The sequence below is a fragment of the uncultured Martelella sp. genome, assembly GCF_963677965.2.
Classification (GTDB): Bacteria; Pseudomonadota; Alphaproteobacteria; order Rhizobiales; family Rhizobiaceae; genus Martelella; species Martelella mangrovi.
Genome location: NZ_CAXXFM010000001.1, coordinates 211,375 through 230,413, shown reverse-complemented (window position 1 = coordinate 230,413; position 19,039 = coordinate 211,375). Strand labels below are relative to the sequence as shown.

Annotated in this window: 18 protein-coding genes and 1 pseudogene; 10 read left to right on the top strand and 9 right to left on the bottom strand. The window is 60.7% G+C overall.

From position 1 onward, the window contains the following. A complete protein-coding gene (gene msrP / locus ACHZCU_RS01285; RefSeq protein WP_319517342.1) occupies window positions 1–978 on the bottom strand; it encodes a protein-methionine-sulfoxide reductase catalytic subunit MsrP in 978 nt (325 codons plus the stop codon). Window positions 979–1,292: 314 nt separating this feature from the next. Between msrP and ilvD the strand changes: the two genes are divergently transcribed. Further along, a complete protein-coding gene (gene ilvD, locus ACHZCU_RS01280; RefSeq protein ID WP_319517341.1) occupies window positions 1,293–3,128 on the top strand; it encodes a dihydroxy-acid dehydratase in 1,836 nt (611 codons plus the stop codon). Window positions 3,129–3,318: 190 nt separating this feature from the next. Next, window positions 3,319–4,487, top strand: a pseudogene (locus ACHZCU_RS01275) (IS481 family transposase); the annotation flags it as partial. A 98-nt stretch (window positions 4,488–4,585) separates the two neighbouring features. Here the strand turns inward: ACHZCU_RS01275 and ACHZCU_RS01270 are convergent. After that, window positions 4,586–4,942, bottom strand: coding sequence for a MerR family transcriptional regulator (locus tag ACHZCU_RS01270; protein WP_319517340.1), 357 nt, complete (start codon window positions 4,940–4,942; stop codon window positions 4,586–4,588). A gap of 83 nt (window positions 4,943–5,025) precedes the next feature. Here ACHZCU_RS01270 and ACHZCU_RS01265 point away from each other — a divergent pair, with 83 nt between their 5' ends. Then, entirely contained in the window at window positions 5,026–5,844 is an 819-nt protein-coding gene (locus tag ACHZCU_RS01265; RefSeq protein WP_319517339.1) for an alpha/beta hydrolase, read from the top strand. 265 nt (window positions 5,845–6,109) lie between these two features. On the opposite strand, the gene ACHZCU_RS01260 is transcribed toward ACHZCU_RS01265, so the two are convergent. Further along, entirely contained in the window at window positions 6,110–6,478 is a 369-nt protein-coding gene (locus tag ACHZCU_RS01260) for a hypothetical protein (RefSeq protein ID WP_319517338.1), read from the bottom strand. 22 nt (window positions 6,479–6,500) lie between these two features. Further along, window positions 6,501–6,875: a hypothetical protein gene (locus ACHZCU_RS01255; protein WP_319517337.1), complete on the bottom strand. Its 375-nt coding sequence runs from the start codon at window positions 6,873–6,875 to the stop codon at window positions 6,501–6,503. 185 nt (window positions 6,876–7,060) lie between these two features. Between ACHZCU_RS01255 and ACHZCU_RS01250 the strand changes: the two genes are divergently transcribed. From ACHZCU_RS01250 to ACHZCU_RS01235, 4 genes are all read left to right on the top strand, one after another. Next, window positions 7,061–8,578, top strand: coding sequence for a sulfatase (locus tag ACHZCU_RS01250; RefSeq protein ID WP_319517336.1), 1,518 nt, complete (start codon window positions 7,061–7,063; stop codon window positions 8,576–8,578). 191 nt (window positions 8,579–8,769) lie between these two features. Then, window positions 8,770–10,176 (top strand): Do family serine endopeptidase, encoded by a 1,407-nt coding sequence (locus ACHZCU_RS01245; RefSeq protein WP_319517335.1) that lies wholly within the window; start codon window positions 8,770–8,772, stop codon window positions 10,174–10,176. Further along, window positions 10,173–11,486: a replication-associated recombination protein A gene (locus ACHZCU_RS01240; RefSeq protein WP_319517334.1), complete on the top strand. Its 1,314-nt coding sequence runs from the start codon at window positions 10,173–10,175 to the stop codon at window positions 11,484–11,486. The genes ACHZCU_RS01245 and ACHZCU_RS01240 overlap by 4 nt, the downstream gene beginning before the upstream one ends. 76 nt (window positions 11,487–11,562) lie before the next feature. Next, entirely contained in the window at window positions 11,563–11,769 is a 207-nt protein-coding gene (locus ACHZCU_RS01235; RefSeq protein ID WP_319517333.1) for a hypothetical protein, read from the top strand. An 83-nt stretch (window positions 11,770–11,852) separates the two neighbouring features. On the opposite strand, the gene gpt is transcribed toward ACHZCU_RS01235, so the two are convergent. The 3 genes from gpt to ACHZCU_RS01220 form a co-directional block, all read right to left on the bottom strand. Continuing rightward, the gene (gene gpt / locus ACHZCU_RS01230) at window positions 11,853–12,350 is read right to left on the bottom strand and encodes a xanthine phosphoribosyltransferase (RefSeq protein ID WP_319517332.1); all 498 of its coding nucleotides are present in this window, start codon (window positions 12,348–12,350) and stop codon (window positions 11,853–11,855) included. Between the two features lie 224 nt (window positions 12,351–12,574). Further along, window positions 12,575–13,417: a universal stress protein gene (locus ACHZCU_RS01225; RefSeq protein WP_106312938.1), complete on the bottom strand. Its 843-nt coding sequence runs from the start codon at window positions 13,415–13,417 to the stop codon at window positions 12,575–12,577. 150 nt (window positions 13,418–13,567) lie between these two features. Next, a complete protein-coding gene (locus ACHZCU_RS01220; protein ID WP_394706087.1) occupies window positions 13,568–14,311 on the bottom strand; it encodes a competence/damage-inducible protein A in 744 nt (247 codons plus the stop codon). 212 nt (window positions 14,312–14,523) lie between these two features. On the opposite strand from ACHZCU_RS01220, the gene wrbA reads away from it, so the two are divergent. From wrbA to mnmA, 3 genes are all read left to right on the top strand, one after another. Beyond that, complete coding sequence (wrbA, locus tag ACHZCU_RS01215) at window positions 14,524–15,123, top strand: NAD(P)H:quinone oxidoreductase (RefSeq protein ID WP_106312935.1); 600 nt, start codon at window positions 14,524–14,526, stop codon at window positions 15,121–15,123. Between the two features lie 141 nt (window positions 15,124–15,264). Next, on the top strand, window positions 15,265–16,131 hold the full coding sequence (locus tag ACHZCU_RS01210; RefSeq protein ID WP_319517330.1) for an N-acetylmuramoyl-L-alanine amidase: 867 nt from the start codon (window positions 15,265–15,267) through the stop codon (window positions 16,129–16,131). A 108-nt stretch (window positions 16,132–16,239) separates the two neighbouring features. Then, window positions 16,240–17,433 (top strand): tRNA 2-thiouridine(34) synthase MnmA, encoded by a 1,194-nt coding sequence (gene mnmA, locus ACHZCU_RS01205; protein WP_319517329.1) that lies wholly within the window; start codon window positions 16,240–16,242, stop codon window positions 17,431–17,433. A gap of 12 nt (window positions 17,434–17,445) precedes the next feature. On the opposite strand, the gene ACHZCU_RS01200 is transcribed toward mnmA, so the two are convergent. After that, window positions 17,446–17,793 carry a hypothetical protein gene (locus tag ACHZCU_RS01200; RefSeq protein ID WP_106312930.1) on the bottom strand — a complete coding sequence of 116 codons (348 nt, stop codon included), beginning with the start codon at window positions 17,791–17,793 and terminating at the stop codon, window positions 17,446–17,448. A gap of 149 nt (window positions 17,794–17,942) precedes the next feature. After that, window positions 17,943–18,989, bottom strand: coding sequence for a glycosyltransferase (locus ACHZCU_RS01195; protein WP_319517328.1), 1,047 nt, complete (start codon window positions 18,987–18,989; stop codon window positions 17,943–17,945). Between the last annotated feature and the right edge of the window lie 50 nt (window positions 18,990–19,039).

The window sequence follows — 19,039 nt, the reverse complement described above, 5'->3', positions numbered from 1 at the left end:
TCAGTAGTTCTTCTTCAGGTCCATGCCGGCGTAAAGGCTTGCAACCTCATCGCCATAGCCATTGAACATCTGCGTATCGATGCGCTTTCCGCCGCCGAAAAGGCCGCCACCTTCACCGATGACGCGTTCGCTCGCCTGGCTCCAGCGCGGATGCGGCACGTTGGGGTTCACATTGGCGTAAAACCCATATTCATGGGGGGCCAGCAGGTTCCAGCTGTTGGGCGGCTGGGTGTCGGTCAGCGTGATCTTTGTGATCGACTTGATGCCCTTGAAACCGTATTTCCACGGCACGACAAGACGCATCGGCGCGCCGGACTGGTTGAGCAGTGTCTTGCCGTAAAGCCCGACGGCAATGATGGTCAGCGGATGGTTGGCCTCGTCCAGCCTCAGGCCTTCGACATAAGGCCACGGCATGGGCTGGCCGAAACCGCTCTGGCCGGGCATTTCCTTCGGCCGCACCACGCCTTCGAAGGCGACATATTTCGCCGAACCCGTCGGCTCTGCCATATCGATGATGGATTTCAGCGGAATGCCGACCCACGGAATGACCATCGACCAGGCTTCGACACAGCGCATGCGGTAGACGCGGTCTTCCAGCGGGAACTTCGTCAGCAGGGTTTCGATATCCACCGTCTGCGGCTTTTGCACCATGCCGCCGATTTCAAACGTCCAGGGATAGGGCTTGAAATCCTCCGAATATTTGAACGGATCGGCCTTGCCGATGCCGAATTCGTAGAAATTGTTATAGTGGGTAATGTCTTCGAAACTGGTCTCGGCGCGCTTCGGTTTGGGAAAGGGGCCGGGAACGGTCTTCAGGCTCTCGCCCTGCGCCAGCTTCGGGGACGCGGCAAAGGCGCCCGGCGCGGCGGCAAAGGTTGCGCCTGCGGCCAGACCGGCAAGCAGGGTGCGCCGGTTGATGTAGAGATGCTCCGGCGTAATTTCCGAAGCCGGAATGTGCGGCGGTTTGTAGGCGGACATCAGCATGCCTCCTTCACGGCTTGTGAATTCTGCTATGAACAACTACGCATGAAGATTGCCTATAGTTTGCCCGATCACAATAAACATCGGAACCACGTTTTCGTGTTCGCGTTGTGAGAAAGCCGGAGAAGAAGGGGAAATGAACCGTACCGGAGAGTACCGTTTTCCCGCCAAGCGATAGTGACAGGCCTCTCAAATTACGTTACCAAACGCCAAACGAGGCGCATAAACGCGAAAAATGCGAGCGGTGCTTAACGAGGAGGGCCCTTGAACGGGCCGGCATCAGACGCCCGGATTTTAAGAAAGGAAGCCCCATGCCAGCCTATCGTTCCAGAACGACGACACACGGACGTAACATGGCCGGCGCGCGCGGTCTGTGGCGCGCAACCGGCATGAAGGAAGGCGATTTCGGTAAGCCGATTATCGCCGTGGTCAATTCATTCACCCAGTTTGTGCCCGGTCACGTGCATTTGAAGGACCTTGGCCAGCTTGTCGCGCGCGAAATCGAAAGTGCGGGCGGCGTCGCCAAGGAATTCAACACCATTGCCGTCGATGACGGCATCGCCATGGGCCATGACGGCATGCTCTATTCGCTGCCCTCGCGCGAAATCATCGCCGACAGCGTTGAATACATGGTCAACGCCCATTGCGCCGATGCGATGGTGTGCATTTCCAACTGCGACAAGATCACCCCCGGCATGCTGATGGCCTCGCTGCGCCTCAACATTCCGACGATCTTCGTGTCCGGCGGCCCGATGGAGGCCGGCAAGGTGGTGCTCAACGGCAAGGAACAGGCGCTCGATCTGGTTGACGCCATGGTCGCTGCCGCCGATGACCGGATTTCCGACAGCGACGTTCAGTCGATCGAGCGTTCGGCCTGCCCGACCTGCGGTTCGTGCTCGGGCATGTTCACCGCCAACTCGATGAACTGTCTGACGGAAGCTCTGGGCTTGTCACTGCCGGGCAATGGCTCGACGCTCGCCACCCATGCCGACCGTCGCCGCCTGTTCGTCGAGGCCGGTCACCAGATCGTCGATCTCGCCCGCCGTTGCTACGAGCAGGACGACGAGACCACGCTGCCGCGCAATATCGCCAGCAAGGCCGCATTCGAAAATGCGATGACGCTCGACATCGCCATGGGCGGGTCGACCAATACGGTGTTGCATATTCTGGCCGCCGCCCATGAGGCCGAACTCGACTTCACCATGGACGATATCGACCGGCTGTCGCGTCATGTGCCCTGCCTGTGCAAGGTCGCGCCCGCCAAGAACGATGTTCATATGGAAGACGTTCACCGCGCCGGCGGCATCATGGCCATTCTCGGCGAGCTGGACAGGGCAGGGCTGATCAAGCGCGACAGCCCGACGGTTCACGCCGCCACGCTGGGTGACGCCATCGACCAGTGGGATATCGTGCGCACCAATTCCGAAAGCGTGCGCAATTTCTATCTGGCAGCCCCCGGCGGCGTGCCGTCGCAGGAAGCATTTTCTCAGAACCGCCGCTGGGCGGAGCTCGATCTCGACCGCGTTTCCGGCGCGATCCGCAATGCAGAGCATCCCTTCTCCAAGGATGGCGGGCTTGCCGTGCTGACGGGCAATATCGCGCTCAATGGCTGCATCGTGAAGACGGCCGGCGTTGACGAAAGCATCCTGAAATTCTCAGGTCCCGCGGTCGTCTACGAAAGCCAGGACGCGGCGGTGAAGGGTATCTTGTCCAACGAGGTCAAGGCCGGCGATGTCGTCGTCATCCGTTACGAAGGGCCGAAGGGCGGGCCGGGCATGCAGGAAATGCTGTACCCGACCAGCTATCTGAAATCCAAGGGCCTCGGCAAGGAGTGTGCGCTGATCACCGACGGGCGTTTTTCCGGCGGCACATCGGGCCTGTCCATCGGTCACGTCTCCCCGGAAGCGGCCAATGGCGGCGCCATCGGTCTCGTACGCCCCGGCGACATGATCGATATCGACATCCCCGGCCGCACCATCAGCCTGCGCATCTCGCCAGCTGAACTGGAAGCCCGCCGCACCGCGCAGGATGAAAAGGGCTGGAAGCCCGAAGGCCCGCGCCGCCGCAAGGTAACCACGGCGCTGAAAGCCTACGCCGCCTTCGCCGCCAGCGCCGACAAGGGCGCGGTCCGGATCCTGCCGGAATAAGGCGTGGGCATTGGTTTTGTGATGACAAAGGGCGCGGGGCTTCGGCTCCGCGCCCTTCGTGTGTCGGCAGACCTCTCCCTCTCGTCCTCTCCGGCGTCATCCTCGGGCTTGATGTACGGCCTTGATACATACCTGACAGATGTTCGGAGACATGCCTGACACTTCCCGGATTGCAATCTGGGAGGTTCGGATGGGGTGGGAGACGAAGTCTGTGGTGGATCAGCGGTTGGAGTTTTGCCGGCTTTGTGCGCTTGAGGGCGCGAATGTTTCGCAATTGTGCCGACGTTTCGGGATTTCTCGCCAGACGGGCTATGTCTGGCTGAAGCGTTTCAGGGCCTGCGAGGGGATGCAGGATCGCTCGCGGCGGCCGCACGCCAGTCCGCGGCGCACCGATCAGGCGCTTGAACAGGCTGTGCTTGAGGTGCGCGATGCGCATCCGGCCTGGGGCGCCCGCAAGATTGCGTGCCGGCTGGAACGAGCGGGGATCGATCCGCCGGCGGCGTCGACAATCCATGCCATCCTGGTCCGACACAAGCGGATCGCAACGCCTGAGGGCGCCGGCCCGGCCTATGGACGTTTCGAGCGCGAAGCGCCAAACCTACTGTGGCAAATGGACTTCAAGGGACGTTTTCAGCTCGTCTCGGGAGACTGGTGTCATCCGCTCACCGTCCTCGATGATCATTCGCGGTTTGCCCTCGGGCTTGAGGCCTGCACCGACGAACGGATGATGACGGTTCGCAGTCGGCTGGAACGCATCTTTCGTCACCACGGGCTGCCGATGGCAATCTATACCGACAATGGCAACCCTTGGGGAACCGGCGTTCCGCACGGCTGGACACGCTTGCGCGTCTGGCTCCTCAAGCTGGGGATAGAGCTCATTCACGCCCGCCCCTACCATCCACAGGGACGCGGCAAGAACGAACGCTTCCACCGCAGTTTCAAGGCTGAAGTTCTCGCCTTTCAACCGTTGTCGGGCTTCAGGCAGGCGCAAAGGGCGTTTGATCGCTGGCGCGACCTCTATAACCATCATCGGCCGCATCAGGGCATCGCCATGGCCGTGCCCGCAAGCCGCTACAGCCCGTCGCCCCGAAGCTTTCCCGCCACTGTTCCCGAGCCCGTCTATGATCCAGGCGAAATCGTCAGGCGTGTCAGCAGCACAAAGGCCTATGTCGCATTCAACGGCAAAGCATGGCGTGTGCCGAAGGCCTTTCAAGGGGAAACCCTTGCCATCAGACCCCTCGAAATCGACGGCCAACATGGCGTGTTCTTCGCAGCAAACCAGGTCGCCCTAATCGACCTCAACAAAGACGAATAACTGTCAGGCATGTTTCCGAACACCTGTCAGGGATGTCTCCGGGCTTTACATCAAGCCCGAGGATGACGCCGAGTAGGGCAGCACGGAACTTTCAGCTCTGCACTCTTTTACACGTGGATCGCCCCGCGGCCCGGCAATGCCGTCAGGCGTGCGCGCGCATCTCTTCGTAATAGCTGCCCAGCATGTCGCGGCTCTGGCGGAAGCCGCTGATGCGCTCTTCCAGCGCCTGCATTTCGCGTTCCATCGCTGCCATCAGCTCCGGGCATGGGTGCAGGATCGGGCCTTCGCTGCGCAGGCAGGGCAGGAAACGGCGGATGAAGTCCAGCTTCAGGCCTGCCTCGCTGAGGGTGCGGACTGCCCGGACGATCCGCTCGTCTTCCGTGCTGTAATCGCGATAGCCGGAGGCGCGGCGCGCGGGCGAGATCAGCTTCTCCGCTTCGTAATAGCGCAGCATTCGGATGGAGACGCCGGTGCGTCTGGACAATTCGCCAATCTGCATTCTGCTCTCCGATATCGCTTGACCCTGACAGTTATGTCAGGGTTTATGCCGATACGCAACTCAACGGAAAAAGGAGTTGCACCATGCATTTCACCACATTCGAAGGCGCCAGCGTCGGGTATCGCAGGGAGGGGCGAGGTCCGGCTCTGGTGCTGGTTCATGGCACGGGCGGCGATAGCGAAGGCAATTGGAGCGCGGTTGCCGCCGAGCTTTCGAAAGACTTTACGGTCATCCGCCCTGACTATTCAGGCTCGGGACAAACGAAAGACGACGGGCGCAGGCTGACGGTAGATTATCTTGCCGCGCAGGTGCTGGCGGCGGCCGACGATGCCGGCGCGGACCGCTTTTCGCTGGTCGGGTTTTCGCTCGGGGCCGCCATCGCGGCGCGGATCGCGGCGGATCATGCCGCGCGGGTCAGCGATCTGGTTCTGATTGCCGGATTCTCGAAAGCCGACCCGCGCCTGAAGCTGCAGTTTGAACTCTGGCGCGACCTGATTGTGACTGACCGCGCGGCCATGGCCCGGCTGATCCTGCTGACCGGTTTCAGCCCCGATGCGCTTTCCGGCTGGGGCGATGATGCTGTCGAACAGGCTGTAAAAGAGATGGTCGAAACGCAGGACTGGCAGGGCATGGCCCGGCAGGTGGCGCTTGATCTTGCGCTGGACGTTACCGACGCGGCCGACCGGATCACGGCCCGCACGCTGGTTGTCGGCAACAAACATGACCACATGGTGCCGCCCGCCCATGCGCGTGCGCTTGCCGCATCGATCCGGGATGCCGCCTATGTCGAACTGCCGGCCGGTCACCTTGTGCCGATGGAACGGCCGGATCTGACAGCAGAGGCGATCCGGCATTTTCTTGTCGGCCTGTCCACGGCACCAACGGCGCAGGTTCACGACTGACCGAAAGAACATCCGTCTTCCAGTTTGTTGATAAAGCTCGCTTCACCCTCATTCGTCATACCGGCCTTGAGCCGGTATCCAGTAAGCGCAAGTCCTTGCGCGCAAAGACTCTTCTGGAATCGCACAACAAGCGGCCCTGGATACCGGCTCAAGGCCGGTATGACGGCGGGGGATAGGCAGAGCTGTGATTGCTTACAGGCTTTGTCAACAAGCCGAGGCGCGGATCGCCAGACCCGCGCCTTCTTTCGGGTCGGCCGTTTGCCGTTCAGTCGAACTTTTCAAGCGCGTTGATGCGGCGTGAATAGGCTTCCGTCAGGCAGGCCTTGTCGGTTCCGCAGGCATTGCGCTCCTTCAGCCATGCCTCCTGTGCCTTGTGCTGTTCGCTGACAAAGGCCGGCTGCGCGCCACGCAGCTCGTGGTAATAGAGGTTCACCATTTTTGTATCCATGGCACTCAGGCGCGGTGAATCGCAGATGGTGACTTCGGTGCCCGTCAGGTCGCTTTTGGCGCAGTCATAGCTGGCCGCTTTGGCGCTGCCATGGCCGTCGAACGGAGTGATGGCGGCGAGTGCGGCAAATGAAAACCCGAAAATCGCAGGAATGGCCGCTTTCGCCATTTTATGAACGATACCCATCGGTGGTCTCCTTTTCGAAAGATCAGATCGGCTTGTCGATGCCGTCGTAAAGCTTCTGCAGCTGGTCGATGCGGGTGTCATAGGCCTTTTCGATGCAGGCAACATCCGTGCCGCAGGCTTCACGCTCCTTCAGCCAGGCCTTCTGGTTGTCGGCCATATTGCCGGACATGCCCATGGCGAACAGGCCCTTGAGCATGGTGTACATGGTCGCCATCTTCACGTCGTCATCGTTGAGCGTCAGGTTGGCGCAGATGGTTTTTTCATTCGCGGTGAGGCCGGAAGCGGAACAGTCGAAGCTTGCTGCCTGGGCTGGTGCACCCGTCAGGGCCATGCCCGAAACGACGAAAAGCGATGCGGCCAGTGTGAGCGCCGGTATCCGGCGGATCGTCCGTGTCATGAAATTTCCTCCTTCGGTTTGTGGTGACAATGCGCCTTATACCCGGTGTTTTTATGACATTCGGGCGTGCATTGTGATCATTTCGCGACAGAGCATCTTATCGCGGAACTTAACCCGGGATGAACGGTTTGGGAAAAATCCCGGGCGTGATCCGGGGTGTTATCGTTTCCAAAATGGAGAGCATTATGGCGTTTTCGATTTCACGCCGGGGTCTTTTGACCGGTACCGCCGCCGGTGTCGGCCTGGGATTCGTGGGCAGCGCGATGGCTGCCGAACCACAGCAGAAAATCAATATTTCAAGAACGGCCGCACGGTCGGATAAACCGAATGTCATTCTCATCGTCACCGACACCACCCGCCGCGATCATATCGGCGCCTATGGCAATAGCTGGATGCGCACGCCAAGCCTCGATCATCTCGCCTCGCAGAGCCTGAGATTTACCCGTGCGGTTCCCGAAGCCATGCCGACGGTGCCCGCCCGCCGCTCCATTCACAGCGGCATGCGCACCTTTCCCTTCCGCGACTGGGAAAAACGCAGCGGCAATAAATCAGGCGTGTGGGGCTGGCAGCATATTCCCGATGACCAGCCGACGCTGGCGGAACAGCTTTCAGGGGCCGGCTACACCACCATGCTGGTTTCCGACGTGCCGCACACCTTCAAGCCGTCGATGAATTTTGCCCGCGGCTTCAAGGTCATGCAGTGGATACGCGGGCAGGAAGGCGACGACTATATGCCCATCTGGATGGCCGACGACCGGTTTCTCGACCGCTATATGTACCAGACCGCAGGCGGCAAGGACCTGACGTCGAAGGGCGACAATCTAATGCTTGCCAACGAGTTGAGGCAGTATCTGGCCAACAATGTCGACCGCGACGGCGAGGAGGATTATCTTGCCGCCCGCGTGTTCCGCACGGCATCGCGGATGGTCGAGAATGTGCCGCCGGAAGAACCGTTCTTTCTGGCAATCGATTCCTTCGACCCGCATGAGCCGTGGGATGCCCCCCGCCATTATGCCGATTATTACGACGACCCGGACTGGAACGAGCCGGAGCCGGTTTCCCCGCGTTATGGCAAGAGCGATTATCTGACCGAGCGGCAGCTGAAACGGATGCGTGCGCTCTATGCCGGCGAAATCACCATGGTGGACCGCTGGATCGGCTATTTCCTCGAACGGGCGGAGCAGACCGGCCTTCTCGATAATACGCTTGTGATCATGACCAGCGACCACGGCATGGCGCTCGGCGAGCATGGCGCGCTGGGAAAACCGTCCTTTGCGCTGTGGCCGGAGATGACCGACACGCCGTTCTTCATCCGCCACCCCGACGGCAAGCGGGCAGGGGAGGCCATGGATTATTTCGCCTCCACCCACGATATCGCCCCGACGATCCTCGCCTTTGCCGGTGTGACGCCGAAAACCGAACTCGACGGCACGAACCTGATGCCGACGCTGGACGGAGAGATGCCGGAAGACCCGCGTGAACATTTCACCTCGGGCATGAATGATTACGTCTGGGCGTCCGACCGCAAGTTCACGCTGATTGCCAAGAATGACGGCACGGAGGCCAGGCTCTACGATATCGTTGCCGACCCGGAACAGATGAACGAAATCGCCGCCGAAAACCCCGATGAGGTCAAACGCCTTTACGACCTTGTGGTGAAGGACGCGGGCGGCGCACCGCTGCCGCATTACGATCAGGGCTAGTCTGACAAGCCTGCTCATCGGGCCGGTAAGGCCCGCTTTTTCGCCGGCGGCAGCCCCGCCGGCGTTTGCTTTCATTACGTCTTGTTCATGCTGTTGCCCATTTTTCACCGCATATGGGGCGATGATAGCCCTTGCATTTCCGGGCTTTCCGGTTCCTGAATACAAAATCCATTTGAGAAGACAGGTAACAGATGACCGCACATTTTACCCGCATATCCGCAGCGGTGCTTTTGGCAGGCGTGGCGTTTTCGGTGCAGCCGGCTCTTGCCGACACCAGGACGGTGCCTTCGAACGAAACGCAGGTGCAGCTGTCGTTTGCCCCGCTGGTGAAACAAACGGCGCCGGCTGTCGTCAATGTCTATGCCGAACGCATGGTTCAGCGCCGGATGTCGCCGCTTTTTTCCGATCCGTTTTTCAGCCGGTTTTTCGGCAACCAGATGCCGGGACGCTCTGAACGCCAGACCTCGCTCGGTTCCGGCGTGATCGTCACGGAAAACGGCATGGTGATCACCAATAATCATGTGATTGCCGGCGCGGATGATGTGCGGGTTGCGCTTTCCGACGGGCGGGAATTTCCCTGCAAGGTGCTTTTGAAGGATGACCGCTACGATCTCGCCGTGCTGAAGATCGAGGCGGATGAAGACTTTCCGACCGTGCCGATCGGCAATTCCGATACGGTCGAGGTTGGCGATCTCTCGCTTGCCATCGGCAATCCGTTTGCCGTCGGCCAGACGGTGACCAGCGGCATCATATCGGGCCGGGCGCGCAATGCGGTCAATGACGGCGAATTTGGCTTCTTCCTGCAGACGGACGCGGCGATCAATCCCGGTAATTCCGGCGGCGCGCTCTTGAACATGAATGGCGAACTGGTCGGTATCAATACGGCGATCTTCTCGTCTGGCGGCGGGTCGAACGGCGTCGGGTTCGCAATCCCCGCCAATATGGTGAAGGTGTTTCTGGACGCTGCCGAAAGCGGCGAGACACATTTCCAGCGGCCCTATGTCGGCGCCACGTTCGGGCCGGTATCCTCCGATATAGCCGAGGCGCTTGGGCTGAAGGCGGCGCGCGGCGCCATTGTTTCGGCGATCCGTCCGGGAAGCCCGGCGGAAAAGATCGGGCTTGAAACCGGTTCGGTGATCACCGCGGTCAATGATATCCCGGTCGAGCACCCTGATGCGCTGCTGTACCGGCTGACGGTGGCCGGAATCGGCAATACCGCCGATCTGACCGTCGAGCGCAATGGCGCGGTCACCCATGTGGCGCTGCCGCTTGCGCTTGCGCCGGAGGACCCGCCGCGCGATACCCGTGTCATTGGCGGCGCATCGCCGTTTTCCGGTGTTACAGTGGAAAACATCTCGCCTCGTGTGGCCGAGGAGTTGCGCCTTTCCGGGATCAGTGATGGAGTGGTGGTGAGCAATGTTGAACAAGGCACGCCAGCCGCGCGGATCGGCTTTGCAAAGGGCGACGTGATTGTCGCTGTGAACGGCGAAGAAGTCGATTCGACCCAGACGCTGGAAGCCGAGGCGGATCAGGAACCCGGCGCCTGGCGTCTCACTATCAATCGCGGCGGCAGGATGATAAACCAGATTTTCAGATGACCGACCTGTTTGCCCCGCACGTCCCCGAAGATATCGAAAACAAGCGGCCGCTTGCCGACCGCTTGCGGCCGAAATCGCTTGCCGAGGTCACCGGGCAGCCGCATCTGACCGGCGCCGATGGCGCGCTGACGCGCATGATCGGCGCCGGTTCGCTCGGCTCGATGATCTTCTGGGGCCCGCCGGGCACCGGCAAGACCACGGTGGCGCGGCTTTTGTCCGGCGAGGCGGATCTGGCCTTTGAACAGATTTCGGCGATCTTTTCCGGCGTGGCGGATCTGAAGAAGGTGTTCGAATCGGCCCGCGCCCGCCGCATGAACGGCCGCCAGACGCTGTTGTTCGTCGACGAAATCCATCGCTTCAACCGCGCCCAGCAGGACAGTTTCCTGCCGGTGATGGAAGATGGCACCATCATTCTCGTTGGCGCGACCACCGAAAATCCCTCCTTCGAGCTGAACGCCGCTCTTCTGTCGCGCGCGCGGGTGCTGACCTTCCGCTCCCATGACGCCGAAAGCCTGGCCGAACTGATGAAACGGGCGGAACAGGCCGAGGGCAAGGCGCTGCCGCTCGATGATGCCGCGCGTGAAACGCTGGTGATGATGGCAGACGGCGACGGCCGCGCGATCCTGACGCTGGCCGAAGAGGTCTGGCGTTCGGCCCGCGCCGATGAGCGGCTTGATCCGCAAAGCCTGATGAATATCGTTCAGCGCCGTGCGCCGATCTATGACAAGGGGCAGGACGGCCACTATAATCTGATCTCCGCCCTGCACAAATCCGTGCGCGGTTCGGACCCGGACGCAGCGCTCTACTACCTTGCCCGCATGCTCGATGCCGGCGAGGACCCGCTTTATATCGGCCGGCGGCTGGTGCGTATGGCGAGCGAGGATATCGGCCTTGCCGATCCGCAGGCGCTGCCGATCGTTTCCGCCGCCAAGGATGCCTATGACTATCTCGGTTCACCGGAAGGCGAACTGGCGCTGGCGGAGGCCTGCGTCTATCTCGCCACGGCGCCGAAATCGAATTCGGTGGAAGTGGCTTTTCATGCGGCAATGGCGGCGGCAAAACAGCACGGCTCGCTGATGCCGCCCAAACATATTCTCAATGCGCCGACAAAGCTGATGAAAGAGCAAGGCTATAACGCCGGCTACCGTTACGACCACGACGAGCCGGATGCCTTTTCGGGTCAGGATTATTTTCCCACGGAAATGGGCCGGCAGAAATTCTACCACCCGCCAGAGCGTGGTTTCGAGCGCGAAATCAACAAGCGTCTGCAGTGGTGGGAGAAGTTGCGGCGCGAGCGCAACGGCTCCTGAGGCCTTTTCGCGGAGGTCGGCTGGGAACCCTTTTCTTCATGTTGCGTTTACCATGCAACACGAAGGGATAACAGCTATGGATAATCTGCCCGCACGCGTTCTCGCCTATATTGTCATCGCCGTTGGCTTTGCCGCGGTTGCCTCGACGATACTCGTGGTACCGCCGCTCTACGATGCACGTATTTTCCTGCTGCCGGCAATGCTGCTGATTGCCTGGATCGCCGGCCCGGTCCTGACCCACTATCTCAGGCCCGCCGTACGCACCCGTCTCCGCAAGCGGTAATCCCCCTGCCGCGCGATGCAAACGCCCGACCGGAAGGGAAGCCGGTCGGGCGTTTGTTGTTTAAGTTTGGGGAAAAGGGCCTGCTACTGCGCCGGGCCCTTCTTGATCGGCTCCTGATAGGTGAAGCCCATATCCCAGGGAAAATAGATCCAGGTATCCTGGCTGACTTCCGTGACGAAGGTGTCGACGGTCGGCACGCCCTTGGGCTTGGCATAGATGCAGGCAAAATGCGCCTTCGGCAGCATGTCGCGGACTTCGCGGGCCGTATTGCCGGTGTCCGTCAGATCGTCGATGATCAGCACGCCTTCGCCGCCGGTCTTCGTCAGTTCCTCAGAAATGCCCTTCAAAAGCTTGGTTTCGCCCTGGCTGGTATAGTCATGATAGCTGGCGATGCAGACCGTCTCGATCAGGCGGATTTCCAGTTCGCGCGAGATCACGGCCGCCGGCACCAGCCCGCCGCGGGTGACGCAGACGATAGCGGTAAAGGTCTGGTCAAGGCCAGACAGGCGCCATGCCAGCGCGCGGGCATCGCGGTGGAACTGATCCCAGGTAACGGGAAAGGCTTTATCGGGAAGGGACATGTGAGGCTCCGGAGCACGATGACGCTGAAATAGGGGGCCGGGCGATCAAACCGTCCGGTCTTGGCATCCGTCCTGCTCCGGGGCGCTGTCGTTGGCGCCAGCTGAACCCTTGGGCAGCAGACATTCTGCCGTTGGGCATCGCTATTAGCCGTATTCACCGGTAAAAGGCAAGCCACACGGGGCCTCAGCCACCGGAAAGATGTCTGTTGCCGTGCGGCGTCCCGTCAGCGCGACATCAAGGTTGCTGCCGTCATCGATTCCAGCAGGGTGCGGGTCACGCCGCCGAACAGCAATTCCCACAGCCGCGAATGGGTATAGGCCCCCATGACCAGAAGATCGACGGAATTGTCCGACAGGCGGTTTTCGATGATCGTGGCTGCCTGTGCCTTGTCGGCATGGGCGCTGGTGGCGGTGACATTGACGCCGTGGCGGGCAAGCGTCGCCGCGATTTCCGCGCCCGACAGTCCGCTTTCCTGGTCCTCGCCATCATGCGGGTTGACCGAAAAGATTTCGACTTCGGCTGCCTTTTCCAAAAACGGCAGGGCGTCGAACGTGGCCCGGGCGGCCTCGCGCGAACCGTTCCAGGCCACCATCACCCGGCTGAAGGGTTTGGCGACCTTGTCGACATGCGGCACAAGCAGAACGGGCCTTCCGCTTTCAAACAGGAAGCTCTCGAAATCGGAGCGGACATCGCCGGGCGCGTCCGGGCTTACCTGTGGCGCGATGATGAGATCGCAGGAGCGGGCGCTGTCGATCACCGAAGAACCGGCAAAACCGGCAGCCGACACGATCTTGCGCCATTCATGCGAAAGGTCCTCGCGCATCAGCCGCTTGCGGAAAATCTCGCCGAGTTCGGCGCTGCGCTTTTCGGCCATGTCCTGAAGCGACTGGATTGAAACCGGGTCCGGTATTTCCATCGGCGCGATGATCGGTGTCGGATTGACGGTCTCGGCGTGAAGGCCGATGAGGTGCGCATCGAAAGACCGGACGATTTCAACGGCATAGTCCAGAAAACCGCCGGCCTGTGCCGGGGATTCCATGACGGCGAGTATGGTCTTGTAGGTCATCTGAAACACTCCTCTCGGGCTTGGCTCCCCACCCGTACAAAGCGCCGGCAACCGATTGGCAGTGCCGGCTGTTGCTGCGCTGACAGTTTATTCCTATTGCCGGAAAATGCGAAGGGCCGAAACACACCTTTCGGATAACGGCGGCGGAAATCACTGCGCCGTCATTGCGCCCAGCATGGCGTGGATATCGGCCGCCGCCGCCGCGACGTCTGCTGCCGCCCTGGCGCGAATGACCAGCTGCGTGCGGAAACCGTCGCTGGAAAAGCGCGGATAGGAGCCAATGGACGTTTTCGGATGAGCCTTCTGGATTTCGGCGAGCCGGGTGCCGATGTCGCCCTCGCCGAACGGGCATTCGATGGTTTCCGAGATCAGCGGCGTTCCCCCCTTCAAGGTGAGAATCACATTGGCGAGCATCGCCTCGAAAATGCTCGGCACGCCGGCCATCACATGAACATTGCCGATTTTGAAACCGGGCGCGGCGGAAACCGGATTGTCGATCAGCGTTGCGCCTTCGGGCATGCGGGCCATGCGCTGGCGCGATTCGTTGAAATCGATGCCGCGGCGTTTGTAGTGCGCCGTCAGCAGCGCCATGGCCTTTTCGTTATAGGTGCAGGGCACGCCGAATGCGGCGGAGACCGAGTCGGCGGTGATGTCGTCATGCGTGCCGCCGATGCCGCCGGAGGTGAAAACATAGGTATAGCGGGAGCGCAGCGCATTGACCGCCTCGACAATCGCGGCCTCGTCATCGGCGACGATCCGCACCTCCTTCAAGCCGATGCCGGCAAGCGTCATCGCGTCTGCCAGATGGCCGATATTCTTGTCCTTGGTCCGTCCGGACAGGAGTTCATCACCGATGGCCAGCATGGCTGCGGTCGGATTGTCGTTGTCGTTCATTGTCGTGGAAACCATGGTTCTGTTGCAGCAGGCGTTTGCGTCTTGTTGTGGACCTTCCCTTGTGTTTCTTCAAGACCGTGGCAGTGTGCGGGCTCTAAAGGCTTTGGATGGGTGAACAGTGCGTCTATTGCATGGCGTCTGGACACTGCATGCCTGCCCGCCCTATTTCCAGTACAGATTTTCGAGCCAACCCAAGTGGAGTTCTCATCAAAATGGCTAAAGTTCTCGTTCTTTACTATTCGGCCTATGGCCACATCGAAGCCATGGCCAAGGCCGTTGCCGAAGGCGCTGCGTCCGAAGGTGCAGACGTGACCATCAAGCGCGTTCCCGAACTGGTTCCCGAAGACGTTGCCAAGGCATCGCACTTCAAGCTCGACCAGGAAGCGCCGATCGCCGATCCGAACGAGCTCGACCAGTATGACGCCGTGATCTTCGGCGCCGGCACCCGTTTCGGCACCATGGCCTCGCAGATGCGCAACTTCGTAGACCAGGCCGGTGCGCTCTGGGCCGCCGGCAAGCTCGTCGGCAAGGTCGGCTCGGTGTTCACATCGTCGGCCACACAGCATGGCGGCCAGGAATCGACCATTCTCGGCTTCGTGCCGACGCTTCTGCATTTCGGCATGGTCGTCGTCGGTCTGCCCTATGCCTTCGCCGGCCAGATGGGTGTTGACGAGATCAAGGGCGGCACGCCCTATGGCGCCTCCACCATCACCGATGGTGACGGTTCGCGCATGCCGTCTGCAGTCGAGCTCGAAGGGGCCCGTTTCCAGGGCGCACATGTTGCCAAGATTGCGGCCAAGGTTTCCGCCTGATTGCATCCTCTTTGAAATGAATGCACGCGCGGCTCCCACGGGGCCGCGCGTTTTCGTTCCCCGGCTTTCCCCGCAAAATCCCGTTCCCGTCAGGGCGCTTAAGATTCCGGCAGTTGTCAAACCTGCAGGAAGGATCGCGCCATGCGGATCGAAAACCACAAAATCCCGGGGATCTGGTACGGACAGTCGTCCAATCTCGGGGCGCGGCGGCAAAACCCGCCCGTCATCATCGTTTTGCACTACACCACCGGCTGGAATGGCGCGGCAAGCCGCGACTGGCTGATGGGGGCTGCCGGCGGCTCATCCAATCGCGGTTCCAGCGCGCATGTGGTGATCGATCGCGACGGCACGGCCTGGCAGATCGCGCCTTTCAATCGCACGGCATGGCATGCCGGGCCTTCGCGCTATGGCACGCTGGAAGGCATCAACGCCCATTCCATCGGTATCGAATTCGTCAACGCGGGCTGGCTGAAGCCGAACGGACTTGGCGATTTTGTCGATGCCTATGGCAAACGGTTTACCGGGCGAGCGCTGAAAAAGGCGGGCGGCTATCAGATGGCGCCGCACGCACGCGTCGGTTCCGGTGATTTTGCCTGGCCGCTTTACCCGGAAGCCCAGCTTGCGACCGGTCTCGATCTGGTTCAGGCGCTGGTCGGCCACTATCCGATCCGGGCGATTGTCAGCCATGAGGAAATCGACACGCGCGGCTGGAAGACCGATCCGGGGCCTGCCTTTCCGATGGAGCGCTTTCGCGCGACGCTCGGCGAGGCGGCCGACCGGGAGCCGCTTGCGGTGGTGACCGCCGGACGGCTTAATCTGCGTGGCGGTCCGGGCACGCAGTTTGAAAAGGTCGTGCCGCCCGGAACGCTGTTGCGGGGCACGCGCCTGAAGATCATGAACCGGGACGGTGACTGGGCTTTCGTGACGCCGGAAAATCCGGATGGCCGGGAAGGGGGCGTGACCGGCTGGGTGCATGCGGCCTATATCGCCCCGGTGATTGCGGCCTGATCCACTGGCGCGCCCGGTGAAGGCTTTTCTTGCGTCTTTTGGACAAGGCCTCTATATCAGCGCCACATAAACGGTTTGACATCCAACCTTGAACTGGACTGGCGGATCATGAATTCACTTGGTTTTGACAAGAAGCCGGAGGATACGCGCGTTGTCGTCGCGATGTCCGGCGGCGTCGACAGCTCGGTCGTGGCCGGGCTTTTGCAGCGCGAGGGCTATGATGTCCTCGGCATTACCCTTCAGCTTTACGATCACGGCGCGGCCGTGCACCGCGCCGGCTCATGCTGTGCGGGGCAGGACATCGACGATGCCCGCCGCGTGTCCGAACGGCTCGGCATTCCCCATTATGTGCTGGATTACGAGGCGCGGTTCCGCGAGACGGTGATCAACCCGTTTGCCGAAAGCTACATCGCCGGTGAAACGCCGATCCCCTGTGTGGCCTGCAACCAGACGGTCAAGTTCGCCGATCTTCTGTCGACGGCGAAGGAACTCGGCGCCGATGCGCTGGCGACGGGGCATTATATCCGTTCCAAGCCGAACCCGACATCGAACAATCCGATGCGCCGCGCGCTTTACCGGCCGGTGGATGCGGAGCGCGACCAGAGCTATTTCCTGTTTGCGACCAGGCAGGAACAGATCGATTTCCTGCGGTTTCCGCTCGGCGGCCTGCCGAAGGCCGATACCCGGCGGCTGGCCGAGGAAATGGGGCTGATCGTTGCCGACAAGCCGGACAGCCAGGACATCTGTTTCGTGCCGCACGGCAAATATTCCGACGTGATTGCCAAGCTGAAGCCGAATGCGGAGCTTTCCGGCGAGATCGTGCATCTCGATGGCCGGGTGCTCGGCCGTCATGAAGGGATCGTGCGCTACACGATCGGCCAGCGCAAGGGGCTGGGCGTTGCCACCGGCGAGCCGCTTTATGTGGTCTATCTCGATGCCCGTTCGCGCCGCGTCATCGTTGGCCCGCGCGAGGCGCTGGAAACGCGCCGCATCTATCTGCGTGACGTCAACTGGCTCGGTGATCAGATCATCAGGGAAGAGGCCGAAGGCGGGCTTTCCTGCTTTGCCAAGGTGCGTTCCACGCGCCCGCCGCTGCCGGTCATGCTTCATGCCGACAAGGACGGCGTCTACGTCGATCTGCTGGAAGGCGAGGCGGGGATCGCCAGCGGTCAGGCCTGCGTGCTTTATGACGCGCCGGGCAATGACGCGCGTGTCTTCGGTGGCGGTTTCATCGACCGTTCGGAGCGTTCCGCCGATGCGGAAGAACAGCTCAGGACCCTTCTGACGGGCCTCGCTGCCTGAGCGGCGAGCCTGTCAGGTGGCGATCGGCGCTTCTGCCGACATGAACAGCTTCAGCGACTCCTGGTAGCCGAGCCTGACGAGCTGTTCCATATAGGCAATCAGCTGATCGGCCCACCCGAAGCCGAAATAGGCTGCAAGCCAGACGATCAGGACGGCCAGGATCAGGGCGTAGATGAAATTCCTGAGGATCATCAGCAGCATGGCAAGCAGCACGAAGGCGATCAGCCCGTAAAACAGCGACGGCGCCAAGGCGACGCCGTCCGAATGGGCCAGATACCCCATATAGATGCCGAAAATGATGCAGATGGCGGCGCTCAGCCGGTCGCGGATCACTCGGTGGGTATAGCTCGAACTTGCCATGTCGTCTCCCTTTCATGGTGCAACGCACCGCGAGTTCTTGAAACAACGCGATGCGCAGGAGATGAGTTCCGGGCATTGCGTGTTCTGGTGATGAACTGCTCTTCGATGTTTACGCCGTTTCAGGGCGGTTCCAGATATTAAACAGAACTTTACGCAGATTTCGACGGCCAACTGAAACGGTCGAGATTGTTTCCGAACGTCGCATCGAAAATGAATTCCGCAACAATTCTCTCGTTTGTGCGTTCATGCGCGATGCGATGGCCGGTTTCTCCGATCTTGCGCCGTTTGGCATCGTCGCCATACAGTTCTTCCATGAGTGACGCCAGATGCTCCCGGCTGTCGTATTCGACAATTCCGTCCTCATAGAGGTCGGAAAGTCCTGCCTTGGCCGGGCTGATCGTGGTCACGCCTTGTCCCAGAAGCTGGCCAACCCGGTCGGAACTGTAGAGGTAGACCATCGACTCGCTGTCGGTATCATCCAGCGGCAAGTTAGGCGAAACGGCGGCTTGCGTCAGTGCGTTCAGAAAAGATGTGCTCGTTTGCCACTTGGCGTTGAAAGCGCGCCCTCCTGTATTGAAACGGTAACCGGACGGCAGCGTCTTCTTCAGGAAGGTGAGTTGTTCTTCACGCTTTCCAATGCCGGTTCCCAAGAACTGCCCGTCATAGCTGAGCTGCGTAGCAGGGACATCGAACACCTGCGCCGTTTCGATGCTGGCGTCGACCGGATTGGGGATGAAATAGGTTCTTCCCTGGGGAAGTCCGAGTGCGCGCAGCCGATGCCGGTCTCCGGTGGTGATGAAACAGGCGTCCATATGTATGGATCGACGGACAAAATATGCCATGGTTTGTTGACGAAAGATCGCATCGACGCTGCAATCGGCAAGTCGGACGCCCGGAACTTTCTCGCGAAGCGATATGAAAGTGTCGTCTTCCAGAAGGTCTGAATGGGCGAAAACGACGAGATGAGGACGATAGGTTTCGCAAAGCTCCAGAAGTTTTTTCGCCATGCGTTTTCTGCCGCGTTTTTGCGTAGCCCAAATAGTCGATTCACGCGCATGGTCGCGATCGGAAAACGGGATGACATTGTGCCCGGCCCGGATGAAGCCGTTCATCAGCTTGAAAGGAAGGCTGTAATACCGGCCAAACAGTTTTTTGCGATCGAAATAACTGCAGATCAGAATACGTTTGGGCTGCAAAGTCGGGTTCCCTGTCAAAAGCGTCGTCAGTCGCCGCTTTTACCAGCCTG